We start from the raw sequence: 13,784 nt of genomic DNA, 5'->3' as shown, positions 1-13,784 counted from the left end.
GTTTTTCCTAAACGCCTGATCGGTTCATGGGGTGGTCCGGAAAGGCAAACACCGCCGCTATGCGTCGCCGCCATTGCGGAACAAGCGCCGATTCCAGAACCGCATGTCCTTCGTAGGCGTGAACAAAATGATGTGGTGTGGTGACAATACCAAGATGCTTTGCCGCCATGCCGTCGCGCCAGCGAAAGATGATCAAATCGCCTGTCGTGATCGCGGCAATATCCTTGGCAAGCATATGCCGGCACGCCGCATCAATCAGCGGATCACCCTTACCGGTTTCAGCCCAATCGCCGGAATAGGCCGGCACCGCTTCCGGCTCACGGTCATATAATGCCCGCCAGACACCGCGCACCAAACCAAGGCAGTCACAGCCAATCTGAAAGGATGAGCCGCCATGCCGGTACGGCGTGCCGATCCAGCGCCTGGCCTCGGCCACGGCTCGCACGGCAATTGTCATGGCACCAGCACCCCGCCATCGAAGTTGCCTTTGCCGTCAGCATAAGTATAGGCGGCGTCATTGCCAGGCATGTGCGGAAAGCCGCGAAAGTTGGCGGCATTGTTAAATCGTGCCTTGCATTGGCTGAAACTTTTGTCACAGCCCGGAAGCAGCGAAAATTTGTCGCCCGGCTTCGCGTCCGGCACTGGCGCATCACGCAAATCCAGCCGTAGACCGCCGCTGGACGGCGCTTGTGCCACAACCACGTTCGTTCGTGCAGCATGCGCTGCATCTGCCCAAGTCAGCACACCATAGCGAAACCAGCTGTCATCCCGCGGCTGCAATCCACTGACGACAAAAGCTGTGTCGGATATCACGCTGACCACAACACCGTCTTGCTGACCGCCCTGAAAGCTGCAACGGGCATCGCCAAGCTGCGCATCGCAAAGCCGGGTTATCCGCCGTCCCTTCACCTTGTCGAGATCGGCTGCACTGCTTTTCAGTTCTGCAACGAAGCTGTTGCCCGACCGGGTGATCATTCCGATACGCGAGCGCCGCAACATCGAGCGCTGTTCAGGTGCTTGCCAATTGACGAGAAAGGTCTCAACTATGGCCTCATCGAAAGCGCCCGCTTCTATGTCGCTCTCGGAGATACTGAGTGAGGACAATGCGCCTTCCACTTCGGCACTATCCACAGCCAGCCCTAGTGCACTTGTCGCCTCGCTTGCTCTCAAACCCGTTTGTGGCTCGCAGGAAACGCCCGAGATTACCAACTCTTGGTCATGATCGGTAAAGCCGTGAACCACGCCATCCTTACGCCGGATGATCCAGCAGAAACAAAGTGTTGTCACATCACCCGCAAGATGTGATTCAAGCTCCGCAGATAAGCGGTTCATACTTTCACCTCGACAATGGGAATGGTCGGAATTTCTCCCACCTTGAAGGATTTAATGCTGATGGTCAGCCTGTCCGCATCGAAACGTGCAGGAACATCGAAGGCGAAACCGGCGGTCACTACCGAACCGGCAGACGGTATCTGTCCCGCTTGGAAGGCAATGTTTCCGGTCAGCAAGTCGGTGCCAAAGTCGACCGACTCATGTTTCTCGACTCCATCCACCGCCACGCGAACCGAACCTGCCTGCGGCTTGGTAATCGGTCGCGTGTGGTCACCGTAGTGCTTCAGCAATGCGAAAGTTGTCTGTTTGCCATCACCTTGACCGAGCAGTTGATCTGTCGCGGCGGCGAGCCTTCCTGTTGCACAGGATTGATGGTCAAAGGGGTCGCGAAACCGAAATGCATAAAGTGAGCCACGCCGCGCCTGAAAGAAATTCAGCACATCTTCGAGATCGCCAAGCGAACGCAGGCCTGTCCCCGCATCATAATGGTGGCGGGCATTGGCCCAGCGCGCATTGCGCTGTTCGTGGCCCGAAGTCAGGGGAACGATTTCGTTCTTCCATTCGGGACCGCCCGTTGCACCAAAGGAAACGCCGAGCGGAAAGCGGACGTCGTGAAAAGCCTGCACGCTTTGCTCCTAGAGTGTTCGACTGCCGCGGCGCACGGCACGCGCCAGCATACCCGTCAACTGTGCCTCGGATTTGCGGAATGACGCGGCATCCGGCGTATTAATGTGCATGACAACCTGCACGGGTGATCCGCCACCTTGGGCCGCTACGCCGAGCCTGCCGTCAGCGCCGCGGGTGAGCGGCATGATTGCTTCGGCACCGGCCTCGCCCATGAGCCCAAGCGAGCCGCCCGCAGTGAAATAAGTGGGACTGGAAACAATGCCGCCCTTGGCGTGAGGTTTTGCCGGACCGAGCGCCCCAATCATATCCGAAAAGAACTTTGAACCGATCTCCTGGATCGGTTTCAAACCAGCACTTAACGCCATACCGGATAGGCTAAGTCCGAGTTGCCGCAGCACATCATCAAGGCTCTTACCGCTCAGCGTTGCACCCTTCAGCGCATCAGTCAGCGATCGCCCGAATTGATCGGAATGGCTTTTCAGGTTCTTCAACGTCGTCTCAAAACCGTTGGTGTCGGCTTTGATTTCAACCCTCATTTCTTCTGGCATCGGCTTTCCCTAACTTTTGTCCGGAAACGTCTGCATCAAAAGTTCAAGCGCCGGGCGCGATAACCCCGCGTCTGCTGGCGGGCTCCCGAGTGCGGCGCTCAACTCCCTTGGCGTCATCGCCCAAAAATCGCGTGTGGAAAGCCGCAGCAGCCCAAACCCTGCCGCCATGACTGTCGCTCATGGAAAGGGGTCTGAAGATTCTGCTGCGGCATTCAAGGGTTTGCGGCGGATTGCTCCGGTTTCGATTCACCGAATGTTGCAGTCAGCAACTCATTGACGATGCGGGCAAAACCCGTTGCACCACCATCGGCACGCATCTGCGCGACCTGTTCCAGCGGCACAGGATTACCACCGCCTTTCAATCCTGCAGCGATAACCCTCGCCGCATCATGTGCAGAAAGCGTGCTGCCGGAAAAGCGTTTAAGCAACGCACCCATATCACTGGCTTCAAAGGCGGTTTCCAGTTCAGCCAAGGTGCCCAATGTCAGACAGAGTATCCACTCGTGCCCGTCCAGCATGGCACTGATTTCTCCGCGATGCCGGTTTGCCATCATCCGGCCTCCTCAAATGAAATGAACCCGGCCGATTCCAACGCAACGTCGAACGTCACTTCGGCATCGTGTTTGCCGCCATATTCCAATGCCGTGATCTGAAATGGCCCTTGCAAGGTGCCGAAATCCGGCAGGATGATCTGCCATGTCAGGATATTGCAGGCAAAGAATGCCCGCCGTATCAGTGCGTCTGATTGCGCATCCTTGAATAATCCGGAACCGCTGATCGACGCCCGCTGCATACCGCAGGCGCCGAGCAGTTCACGCCAACGTCCGGCGGCATCGGCATCGGTCACATCGACGGTTTCTGTATTGAAAGCGATGCGATTGGAACGCAGCCCCGCACAGGTGACAAACGCCCCTTTTTCATCCCGCGCTTTTAGCAGAATGTCCTTGCCTCTCTGGGCACTCATCTTCGATCCTTTCGAGAAAATAATGCACGTGCTTCGACAGATTCAGGGCGCAGACGCGCTCACCTCTTCTGTAACCGCGCGGTAGCGCATGGTCCCCGCGTAACCGTCGCGGCTGTTCGCTGCGATTGCCTGCGTGTATTCAAGGTTGAGATTGATCAGTTCGTGTGCATCGAGTTTCAATGGCGCAATGCCAAGCACCCGGCTGATCCTGTCCATGATCTCAAAGACTGTCTTTCTGAAGTCACCGCGGCTCCACACCTGCAGCGTCATCAGATGTTCGCTGCCCCGTTCCGTGGCCGTGCTCCAGTCATAACCCGTTGCGGAACCAAACGTGATGTACGGAAATTCCGACCGCGAAGGCACATGGTCATAAATCCGGCCATCCACCCAGTCGTTGAGTTCGGCATCCGCCTTCAAAGCTTTCAGCAGCGCCTTTTGCAATTGAAGTCCGGCGCTACTCATCGTGCTGGCCCTTGATCAGATGGCTGAGCCTCGTTCGTGGCCGCTATCGAAGCTCGCTCAACCCTGGTTGGTTTGGCCACATTCATTGTCGCTTCGGAAAGCTCGACTGCTCGCCAGCGCAACGCACGAATGAGATCAGAAATCGTCACTTCCATGCTGAAATTCATCGCCCTTCCTCCCGTGCCCGGCAGATGAGATAACGTCCGGTTTCGTCCGGGTCGTGAACCGTGATTATCTGAAAACTGCGCTGGCCTTTGCGCAAGCGCATGCCTGTTTTTATGTCGTTACGCAGGCGCATGGTGATACGGTGCGTTACCTCGGCTAGACTTTGCTCGCCAAAGAGAACCGTGCTTGTTCCGACCGGTTCAAGATGCGCCCAGACCGTTGCAATTTCTTGCCAGCTCTCAATTTTGCCGTTGACATCGTCATCACCAAGAAGGGCCTGTTCCAGCTGAAATTCATGCGAAAATTTACCGGGATCTATGAACAGCGTCGGCATTATAACGGCACCCGCCGCCAGAGCGCGACGGCCCGATCAAATGCTGGTGTCAGGGAAACTGGATGATCAGCCGGGCCGTAAACGCCGCGAAACTCATACCAATGCGCAACCAGCGTCATCAGCGCATGTTTCAGTGCGTCGGGTACATCGGCGCCGGTTTCTCCAAAACCGGCGACAAAATCGATCTCAATTCCTGCCAGTTTACTTTCTCTGCCCAGTTCGGACAAATGAAGACAGGCTGGCCGGCTCGCCGCATCAATCCAGATATCAGATTTGGGAATATTGATCGGCGTTCCATCCCGCTGATATGCGGTGATGCAAATCACGGATTGCACGGGATAGCGGGCAATCCTGATCCTGCCGTCCGTTGGCCAGCGATCGATATAAAGCCGCAAACTTTGGCGGATCAGTGCGAGGCCGGTCTGAGCTTCCAATGTTTCTCGCGCTGCCTTTAACAGGCCTGAAACCAAGGCATCGTCATTTTCGCCTTGCAGCCGCAGGAACTGGCGCAACTCCGCCAGTGCCACCGGCTCCACAGCCGGCGGCGTTAACACATTGATGGTCATTGAAAATTCCTGGATTGGTGGGAAAGACCGTGTTGCATCAAATCATGGTGCTATCACGCCGCGAATTTCAGCAACTTGATCGCATCGAAATCCTGCACACCGCCGCCCACACGCTTTGTCGTATAGAAGAGCACATAAGGCTTTGCGGAATAGGGATCCCGCAAGACACGCACCCCGGTACGATCCACCACCAGATAGCCACGGGCGAAATCCCCGAACGCGATTGCAGCGGTCTTGCTGGATATATCCGGCATGCCTTCCGCTTCCGTCAGCCGGAACCCTAAAAGCGAAGCCTGCTGGCCAGGTGCTGCGGGAGGTGTCCAGAGATAGTTGCCGTCATTGTCCTTGAGTTTGCGGACTGCGGCCTGCGTTTTGCGGTTCATCACCCAACTGGCATTTTGCCGGTATCCTGCTTTCAAGGCATAGATCGTATCGAGCAGAATGTCAGATGCATCCGCTGCCGGGAAAGCACCGGTAACGCCCGTCGACAGACCGCCGAGCTTACCCCAGCTCCACTCACTTTCAGGAACACTGTCATAGGACAGGAAACCCTTTGGCCGGTTGATACCATCACCATTGATGAAGGCCTGTCCCTCCTGTTCGGCAAAGGCGGTTTCAACCTCTGCGGAAATCCACTGTTCAACGTCCACTGCCGCATCATCAAGCAGTGACGAAGTCGCCGCAGGCATGGCGTAAAGCTCCATTGTCTGGAACTGCAGTTCGGTCAATTTGGATGCCTCGGTCTGTGGCCGGGCATCCGTTTCGCCAACCCAGCCAACGGCCGGTCCTTCCACCGAGAACGGTTTCTTTAATACGGAACTTGAAACCTGCCGGACAGTAGCCAGAGCACGGATGGGCGAGATCAGCGCCAATCGTGTGCCAATGTCACGCTCCAGCTCCGGTGGAACCAGATAACCGCCATCCGGAGCAGAACCGATGGACATGGCTTTGGCTTCGATCGAGCGTACGCCGTGTTCATCACCGCGCCTGACATAGTTGTCGAAGGCATTCTTGTGTTCCAGCGAAAGCAGCGGGCTCACACCGGTGTCGAGCGCCGGACGGGCTTTCTTCAGCAGCATATGGTCGATAATGCGCTTCTGCTCATCCAGAGAATGATTGATGCGTTCGACTTTGTCATGGGTCAGGACATCGGCATTGGCCCTCTTTTCAATCTGCTTCAGCCGGTCATCATTGTGCTGTCTGAACGCTTCGAAAGAATGCATGAATTCATCAAATGCTTCGGCGACATTCCCGTTGCCGGTACTCTTGATTTCGAGTGCGGGTGTTGAAAATTGTTCGGTCATTTCAAATCCTTTGCGTATGGGGTGAACAGAATGATTCAAGGGCGTATGCGCTGCGCCGCAGCGCGGAAGGCTGTCGCCAGCACAGCTTCAGTATCGGTATGGATGGTATGCGACCACGGGCTCTTCTTGACCTGTGCCACACGGGCCGAGGGCAGCATCGGAAACGTGACCACAGAAATTTCCCATAGATCCGCTTCCAGAATATGCCGAATGCCAGAATTATCGGCCTTGGCCTTTACGGTGCGAAAGCCGATGGACAATCCATCGATGGCTCCTGCCCGCATCAGTTCGAGCACCTCGCGTCCTCGGTTCACGCCTGTCGTCAGACGCCCCTCGACATAGAGTCCGCGTTTGTCTTCAACGATCCGCGTCCACGTTCCAATGGGTTCATTGGCATCGTGCTGCCAGAGCATGCGGATTCCGGAGACACCACGTTTACGAATAGACCCGGCAAAGGCGCCCGGAGATATGGCGTCCTTGCCAAGGTCCACCTCGCCAAATAGGCTGGCATAACCGGAAAAGCTGCCGTCAAGCTCGACCCGGTCGATCGCCAGCCCGGCGAACTTCTTCTCAATGCTGTTATTTGGCATCGGCAATATCCCTTTTGTCTGAGGGATTTGATGCGATTTCCGCAGATTTTGATTCACCCATCCGCGCGGTGATACGGGCAAAAACGCCAAGTGCTGTCCATGCGGCAAGACTGGCAGCAGCAGCTCCCATCAGCATCAATTCGCCATCACCAAGCTGGCCGCGAATGTCCAGTTCGGCGGCGATCTTCACGCCTGCCGCTCCGCCAAAGGCAAGGCCGCAGACAATGCCGACAATGAAACGTATCGCCGCCTCACCCTTATCTCTAGGCAGCATATAGGCGAGGGATACAGCAGACCCGGCAATAGCGCCGGCCGCTTTGGCCACCAGAATCCATGCGGCTTCAGACCAGTTTGTCATCATCATTCTCCTGAAATTTCAATCAGGCATGGCGGGCATAACCCACTGCCTCTCGCTTCTCGTCATCGCTCAGGAATGGGGCAGCGGAGACCCGTTGCCATAGCGCATCGCGCTCCATCGACAGACCATCGATTCGGTCAAAGTCCGGTTCCAATCGCAACTCGTTGCCGTAGACAGGCCCAAGCCAATTGCCGATTGCCTTGGCCGTGCGTGTGATCAACGGGATGACCGTCAGGCGATAGAATGCCCGGTTGGCTTCGGCATAATTGGCGTAAGTGTTGTCACCGGGAATCCCCAGCAGCATGGGCGGAATGCCGAAGGCCAGCGCGATATCACGGCTGGCCCCATTCTTGGCAGCCATGAAATCCATATCGCGCGGGGAAAGTCCCATGGATTTCCAATCGAGCCCGCCTTCGAGCAACAGGGGACGACCAGCCTTGGCTGCACCGGTATATCCCTCTTCCAATTCGGTTTTCAGCCGTTCGAACTGCTCTTCCGTCAGACGGGCCGTATCAGACGGCGCATAGACCAGCGCACCGGACGGGCGGGCGGAATTGTCCAGCAATGCCTTGTTCCAGATGCCGGACGCATTGTGGATATCGAGCGCCATCAGCGCCGCTTCCAGCGGCGCAAAGCCGTAATGATCATCGAGCGGATGAAACAGTTTGAGATGCAGAGCCTGCCCGTCGTCAAGCGTGATCGTCCGTTTGCTGGCTCCGACGCCATAAGCCAACGCGACCGGCCAGCCATTGTCACCTGCTATTACCCGTACCCGGTCGGGGCGCAGGAGATGCAATTCACTGGCGCCATGCCCGTTGCCTACCCGCTCAAGATAGGCATTGCCTGAAAGCAACAGGTGTCCATAAAGCGTTTCGAACAGGCTGGCCCCGTCCGTACCGCGATGTGGATTAGATAGCAGATCAATCAGCGGATGTTCCGTGTGCTCTGACCGCCCTTCGTATAGAAGTAAGGGGGTAGCCGCCGCAGCTTCCGCCAGAAGCCGCACGCAGCGATAAACAACCGGGTTGCGCATGAATCCCTGCCGCGACAAGCCGGTATAACCACTTTGCGACCAGCGCGCTTCGCGGTCAAACTGCAGGGCAACAAAACCTTGCCCCGACTTGGTTTGAAGGTGCGCGTGCTCATTCGCGGCGCGCCGGCGCCACGGCCAAAAGAGTGCCATACGAAGATTTCTCTCTGTTGAATGAAATACGGCCCGCTCCACAACAACTGAGCGGGATTTAGGCGTAAATTTTACAACCCTGCATTCGTTGCGGGGCGGTCAGAACCGGGCATTCTGTTGATCAGGTTCAGTTTTGAGAGCGAAGCAGCACGCACCGAGCCAGCCGGTGTATCGGGATGATGGGCCTCCCGACCTTAGCAAGGGCCTTGCTCTCAAACTTGGAGGTGAGCTGTGTGGTATCTACCACTGAGTATCACCCTGGAAATGAAAAAGACCCGGAGCAGCTGGCAACTGATCATCCGGGTCCATTTCATTCACTAGGAAAGGGGGACGGGCGAAAGTCCGTTCCCCACTCCAAGACCATACGATATTTTATCGGCCTTTCCAAGCAACCCTGGGTCTATCCCAGCACGCGAATACGCGGATTGGCATCGGTTTTCAGCATCAGTTCGCTCAAGGCCCAAACCAGCGCATCAACGCGGTCAGGCGAGCGTCCCGACGAAAGCCCCGCGTGGGTGAAATCACACATCTCGTCTTCCAGTGCCGCAAACCGTCCCGCGTGCCGAACCCTGCCCTGTTCGTACAATGCCGCAATGGGCTCTGCGCGCAATGCCTTTCCACGGTTGGCACGCACACCGCGCACCGGCACAGTTGGGTCTTCTGCCGCGATCACCGCCGGCACCATATCACCGCCCTGATTGATTTCGGCAATGATCAGGTCAGCTTCCAGCCGATAGAACAAGGCAATCGTGCGGCGCGCCCACTGAATCGGTTTTGCGGGTGCAAAACTCTCGTCTGCCAGTACCCAGCCAAACCCTTTTGCGTCGAGCCCGGCGGCCACGATCCCGCAGGCATCTGATTTCTTCGTAGCGCTCGCTGGCGGGTCGATTGCCACAACAATTCGCTTCAGTTCCGGTACGTCAGCGCTGTAAATCTCTTCCATCATCTGGCGTGACCATAGAGCATCCCGGCGATCTTCGATCAGTTCGCCATCAAGCTCCTGCCGCCCGAGGCGAGTACCGCCATAAAGCTTTTTCACATGCACCATGAAACTCGGAGCAAGGTTAGCCTGATTTTCTGATGTCGCCATACGCTGGGTCAAAACTGTTTCATCGGCCATCAACGCCTTCAACAAAGCAATCGGCTTCGGCGTTGTCGTCACGACGAGCTTTGGGCTCTCGCCCAGGCGCAATCCAAATTGCAGCATATCCCACGTCGCCTGCACATTCTTCCATTTTGCCAGTTCATCGCACCAGGCAGCGTCAAATTGCGGACCACGCAAACTATCCGGATCTTCGGACGAGAACATCGCTGCTGTCGCACCACTCGCCCAGACGAGCCTGCGCCGTGTTGCCTCAAAGCGTGGCCGTTCCAACCGCGATACAGCCATGATGCCCGATGGCCCGTCGATCATCACCTCTCGCACATCGGCGAGTGTTTCACCCACCAGCGCAATATTGAGTGTCTCTTTCGGTTCGAACGGCGGAAATCCGCGAACCAGACTGTTAACCCATTCGGCCCCGGCTCGTGTCTTGCCGGAACCACGCCCGCCGAGGATCAACCATGTACGCCAATTATCACGGGGCGGCTGCTGACTCGGTCGCCCGTTCATCACCCATTCCCGGGCTAATGCTTCGATCATCAATGGACTGAATTTGCCGGCGCACCAAGTCATCAGCCCTGGATCGGGCAAGCTCTTGTATTCTTTCATCAATACGGACCAATGCCTTGCATAGTTCGTCAGAATTAAACGCCGTAACCGAACGCTGTTGCTCGCTGCGCCTTTGCTGCATTTCACTCACCCGGTCCATCGTACGGGCAAGCTGCGCCAAGGCATCGAGCCGGGTCTTGACCGGAATTGTCTCGTCGTTCAGCTGCAACCGATGCAACTCTTTCATCAGTAATTCCATAATATCGCGCACAATCGTGAGCTCGTTGTTTTGACATTCCAGATATTTAAGTGTCAGCCCGTCGCGCAGCACAAAGTCTTCGAATTTCCGATGATGAATGCCAAAGACCGGTGCCATTTCACCAGTTGAAATTCCATAGCGACGGCAGAGATCATAGGCGTGCCGCCGGCACAGTGCCGGCGTAATGCGTCGAATGAAGGTCATGGAAATCCTCAGGGAAAGACCAGACAACGCATCCACTCCCGGCAGCCTGCCTGGTTCAATCTTGCGGATACATCTCTGACGATAACCAGAAGCTACATGATGATCGTCACGCAGTCAAGGATTATTTTCCTAGATACGATTATTTTCTTTGAATGACGAAACCTAAGCTGCGGCCTTCTTCCAGCTTAGTGCCAACAGTCCCGCACCAATCATCAGTGAGCCGCCGGTCCGGTTGACGATGCGCTGCACTTTTGGCTTTCGGATGGTCTGACGCGCCATGGATGCCATCAGGGCGTAGGTCCCCGCATTCAGTGTCGCAAGCACAAGGAATGTCGTTTCGAAGATAACCATCTGTGTGAATACCGGCCGTGTCGTATCAAGAAACTGCGGCAGGAAAGCCACGAAGAAAATGATGCTTTTCGGGTTCAAAGCCGTCACCACATAAGTGTGCAGAAAGATGCGCAGGGCACTTTCATTTTGGTAAGCCGCATCGCTCGTGCCTGTATTGGCAACCGGCGCACGCCAAAGCTTGACGCCAAGGTAAATCAGATAGGCCGCGCCGACCCATTTCAGCACGGTGAAGATAGCAGCGGAAGCCGCCAGCAACGCGCCAAGCCCGAGCATGGAAGCAGTCATGGCCGTAAAATCCCCCAGTGCTACCCCCGCCACGGTCGCAGCAGCAAAACGCCGCCCGTGGCCAAGAGCATAGGAAATCACGAGAAGAATAGTGGGGCCGGGGATGGCGAGAAGAATAGCCGATGCCGCAACGAATGCCAACCAATGTTCAATAGACATGCTCTTTTTGCTCCCAACTTAAAAAGGCAGCAATCCATTGCTTTAAACCAATTGCAAGCAGAAATTTCAGGACGCCGAAATCCATCAAATCTCGGTGTTGAAGTCCCTGCCCCTTGTAGCATTGCGCGAAAAAGAGTTAGATTTTTCCTTGAGATAGTAAGGGACGAAACGGACTGCACCTGCGTTGTAACGGCCATCATAAGAAGCTGTTAAGCGTAATCAGCTACACCAGAGCTTCGCGCGAAGACGTGGCTGACGATAGGCAGACAAGAGATTGGCATGATGAACGAGCCTCGGCCCGAGAACAAACGCAAGCGATTCAAGGTCTCGCCGCTGCTTGGACTTGATGCCTGGATTGATTCCTCGCTGTATGAATTGCGTTTCCGCCTTGCCGAGTTCTGGGAAGACACCACGATCTTCTTCCGCCGCTTTCATGTATCAGGCTGGCGGCGCGGCGTGATCGAAGTTCTCAGCGAGGGCTTTACCTGGGGTACCGCCGGGTCTGTGGTTATGCTGACATTGGCCATTCCAGCCTTTCATGACACGGAAAAGAACTGGCGCACTCGCGACGATTTTGCGGTCACGTTTCTTGACCGTTACGGCAACGAGATCGGCCAGCGCGGTATCCTGCATCGCAGCGCTGTACCCATCGATGAACTGCCTGATCATGTGATCAAGGCGGTGCTTGCGACGGAAGACCGGCGCTTCTTTGACCATTTCGGCATTGATTTCCTCGGTCTGTCGCGCGCCATGACCGAAAATCTGCGCGCCAATTCCGTCGTTCAGGGTGGTTCGACCATCACTCAGCAGCTGGCGAAAAACCTGTTCCTTACCAATGAGCGCAGCCTCGACCGCAAGATCAAGGAAGCATTCCTCGCGCTGTGGCTTGAATCCAATCTGTCGAAAAAAGAAATCCTGCAGACCTATCTGGACCGTGCCTATATGGGCGGCGGAACATTTGGCATTGCGGCAGCCTCCGAATTCTATTTCGGCAAGAGCGTCAAGGACGTCAACCTCGCTGAAGCCGCCATGCTGGCAGGCCTATTCAAGGCGCCGGCCAAATATGCGCCGCACGTCAACCTGCCCGCTGCCCGCGCTCGTGCCAATGTCGTCCTCAGCAATCTCGTGCAGGGCGGACTCATGACGGAGGGCCAAGTTGTTGGTGCCCGCCGCAACCCGGCGAGCGTGGTTGATCGCGGCCGTTCGGAAAGCCCGGATTATTTCCTCGACTGGGCATTTGATGAAGTGCGCCGTGTCGCGCAGAAACTGCCAAACCACACGCTGGTGGTACGCACCACGCTTGACACCGGCATCCAGAAAGCTGCTGAAGAAGCTGCCGAATATCATCTCCGCCAGTTCGGCAAGGAATATAATGTCACCCAGGCCGCTATCGTGGTGCTGGAAAACAATGGCGCCGTGCGGGCCATTGTTGGTGGCCGCGACTATGGCGAGAGCCAATTCAACCGTGCCACCGCCGCCCAACGGCAGGCTGGTTCGTCATTCAAACCCTACGTCTATGCCGCTGCCATGGAAAAAGGCATGACGCCCAAGACCATGATATCAGGCGGCGCCGTATCCTGGGGCAACTGGTCACCGCAGAACTATTCCCGCCAGTATCTCGGGCAGATTGACCTGACCACCGCATTGGTCAAATCCATCAACACGGTTCCGGTGCGGCTGGCCAAAGACTATCTGACGACTGCACCCATCGTTGCGCTGGCCAAGGCCATGGGTGTCGAATCACCGATAAGCTCGCACAAGACCATGGTGCTGGGTACATCCGGCATGACAGTCATGGACCAGGCGACCGGCTACAATGTCTTTGCCACAGGCGGCATCGCCGGGTTGCGCCACGCTTTTACCCAGATGACCAACCAGAACGGCGACGTTATCTGGGACTGGAAGAAAGATGGCGATGAACCACACCGCGCTTTGACCGAAAAGGCCGCCTTCAACATGAATATTATGTTGTCGCAAGTGCCCGAGTGGGGCACCGGGCGGCGTGCCGCCCTGCCGATGACACGCGTAGCGGGGAAAACCGGCACAACGCAAAGTTATCATGATGCATGGTTTGTCGGCTTCACCGGCAATTATACGGGGGCTGTTTGGTTCGGCAATGATAATTTCACGCCCACCAAGGAACTGACTGGCGGCATTCTGCCTGCCATGACATGGCAGCGTTTCATGAATTATGCGCATCAAAACATCGACCTGAAGGCGATACCCGGTATCGATCCCGCCATGCCGAAGCAGGATAAGGTCGCGGCGGCCAAACCTGCAACCGCCGATGATGCCGAAGCGCTGAAGGCGGCTGAGCGTCCGCGGGTTCTGTCCAATGCAACAGTCACCTCGTTGCGCGAGATCGGTCAGGCGCTGAAAGAAGCGCCGGAACTGAAACTACCGGTTGTGCCAGCAAAAGTCTCTGCACTTTGACCGCACAGC

The 13,784-nt window shown here is 56.4% G+C and carries 18 protein-coding genes; 1 reads left to right on the top strand and 17 read right to left on the bottom strand.

From position 1 onward, the window contains the following. Positions 1–7: 7 nt before the first annotated feature. The 17 genes from HB779_RS11150 to HB779_RS11070 all read right to left on the bottom strand — a co-directional run bounded on the left by HB779_RS11150 (position 8) and on the right by HB779_RS11070 (position 11,342). A complete protein-coding gene (locus HB779_RS11150) occupies positions 8–457 on the bottom strand; it encodes an NlpC/P60 family protein (protein ID WP_188342484.1) in 450 nt (149 codons plus the stop codon). Continuing rightward, a complete protein-coding gene (locus HB779_RS11145) occupies positions 454–1,332 on the bottom strand; it encodes a DUF2163 domain-containing protein (protein WP_188342483.1) in 879 nt (292 codons plus the stop codon). Before HB779_RS11145 ends, HB779_RS11150 begins: the two co-directional genes overlap by 4 nt. Further along, positions 1,329–1,958 (bottom strand): DUF2460 domain-containing protein, encoded by a 630-nt coding sequence (locus HB779_RS11140; RefSeq protein ID WP_188342482.1) that lies wholly within the window; start codon positions 1,956–1,958, stop codon positions 1,329–1,331. Before HB779_RS11140 ends, HB779_RS11145 begins: the two co-directional genes overlap by 4 nt. Before the next feature lie 9 nt (positions 1,959–1,967). Continuing rightward, a complete protein-coding gene (locus HB779_RS11135) occupies positions 1,968–2,507 on the bottom strand; it encodes a phage tail tape measure protein (RefSeq protein WP_188342481.1) in 540 nt (179 codons plus the stop codon). Positions 2,508–2,516: 9 nt separating this feature from the next. After that, entirely contained in the window at positions 2,517–2,675 is a 159-nt protein-coding gene (locus tag HB779_RS11130; RefSeq protein WP_188342480.1) for a phage tail assembly chaperone, read from the bottom strand. A gap of 44 nt (positions 2,676–2,719) precedes the next feature. Continuing rightward, the gene (locus HB779_RS11125; RefSeq protein WP_244642343.1) at positions 2,720–3,061 is read right to left on the bottom strand and encodes a gene transfer agent family protein; all 342 of its coding nucleotides are present in this window, start codon (positions 3,059–3,061) and stop codon (positions 2,720–2,722) included. Beyond that, on the bottom strand, positions 3,058–3,471 hold the full coding sequence (locus tag HB779_RS11120; protein ID WP_188342479.1) for a phage major tail protein, TP901-1 family: 414 nt from the start codon (positions 3,469–3,471) through the stop codon (positions 3,058–3,060). Before HB779_RS11120 ends, HB779_RS11125 begins: the two co-directional genes overlap by 4 nt. A gap of 42 nt (positions 3,472–3,513) precedes the next feature. After that, positions 3,514–3,933, bottom strand: a complete 420-nt coding sequence (locus tag HB779_RS11115; RefSeq protein ID WP_188342478.1) for a DUF3168 domain-containing protein — start codon at positions 3,931–3,933, stop codon at positions 3,514–3,516. A gap of 163 nt (positions 3,934–4,096) precedes the next feature. Beyond that, positions 4,097–4,435: a phage head closure protein gene (locus HB779_RS11110; RefSeq protein ID WP_188345883.1), complete on the bottom strand. Its 339-nt coding sequence runs from the start codon at positions 4,433–4,435 to the stop codon at positions 4,097–4,099. After that, complete coding sequence (locus HB779_RS11105) at positions 4,432–4,998, bottom strand: phage head-tail connector protein (RefSeq protein ID WP_188342477.1); 567 nt, start codon at positions 4,996–4,998, stop codon at positions 4,432–4,434. Before HB779_RS11105 ends, HB779_RS11110 begins: the two co-directional genes overlap by 4 nt. Before the next feature lie 53 nt (positions 4,999–5,051). Further along, entirely contained in the window at positions 5,052–6,302 is a 1,251-nt protein-coding gene (locus HB779_RS11100) for a phage major capsid protein (RefSeq protein ID WP_188342476.1), read from the bottom strand. A gap of 35 nt (positions 6,303–6,337) precedes the next feature. Then, a complete protein-coding gene (locus HB779_RS11095; RefSeq protein WP_188342475.1) occupies positions 6,338–6,892 on the bottom strand; it encodes an HK97 family phage prohead protease in 555 nt (184 codons plus the stop codon). Next, positions 6,882–7,250: a DUF6107 family protein gene (locus HB779_RS11090; RefSeq protein ID WP_188342474.1), complete on the bottom strand. Its 369-nt coding sequence runs from the start codon at positions 7,248–7,250 to the stop codon at positions 6,882–6,884. Before HB779_RS11090 ends, HB779_RS11095 begins: the two co-directional genes overlap by 11 nt. Before the next feature lie 22 nt (positions 7,251–7,272). Beyond that, positions 7,273–8,433, bottom strand: a complete 1,161-nt coding sequence (locus tag HB779_RS11085) for a phage portal protein (protein ID WP_188345737.1) — start codon at positions 8,431–8,433, stop codon at positions 7,273–7,275. Positions 8,434–8,833: 400 nt separating this feature from the next. Beyond that, entirely contained in the window at positions 8,834–10,045 is a 1,212-nt protein-coding gene (locus HB779_RS11080; RefSeq protein ID WP_244642529.1) for a DNA-packaging protein, read from the bottom strand. After that, on the bottom strand, positions 10,011–10,547 hold the full coding sequence (locus HB779_RS11075) for a hypothetical protein (protein ID WP_188345735.1): 537 nt from the start codon (positions 10,545–10,547) through the stop codon (positions 10,011–10,013). Before HB779_RS11075 ends, HB779_RS11080 begins: the two co-directional genes overlap by 35 nt. A gap of 162 nt (positions 10,548–10,709) precedes the next feature. Continuing rightward, on the bottom strand, positions 10,710–11,342 hold the full coding sequence (locus HB779_RS11070; RefSeq protein WP_188345734.1) for a LysE family translocator: 633 nt from the start codon (positions 11,340–11,342) through the stop codon (positions 10,710–10,712). A gap of 279 nt (positions 11,343–11,621) precedes the next feature. Here HB779_RS11070 and HB779_RS11065 point away from each other — a divergent pair, with 279 nt between their 5' ends. Next, positions 11,622–13,775, top strand: a complete 2,154-nt coding sequence (locus HB779_RS11065; protein WP_371823905.1) for a transglycosylase domain-containing protein — start codon at positions 11,622–11,624, stop codon at positions 13,773–13,775. Positions 13,776–13,784: the final 9 nt, after the last annotated feature.

Origin of the sequence: Phyllobacterium sp. 628, assembly GCF_014189505.1 — a bacterium.
GTDB lineage: Bacteria > Pseudomonadota > Alphaproteobacteria > Rhizobiales > Rhizobiaceae > Phyllobacterium.
Note: the sequence above shows the minus strand (reverse complement) of the source record. Positions and strands in the feature narration are given on the sequence as shown.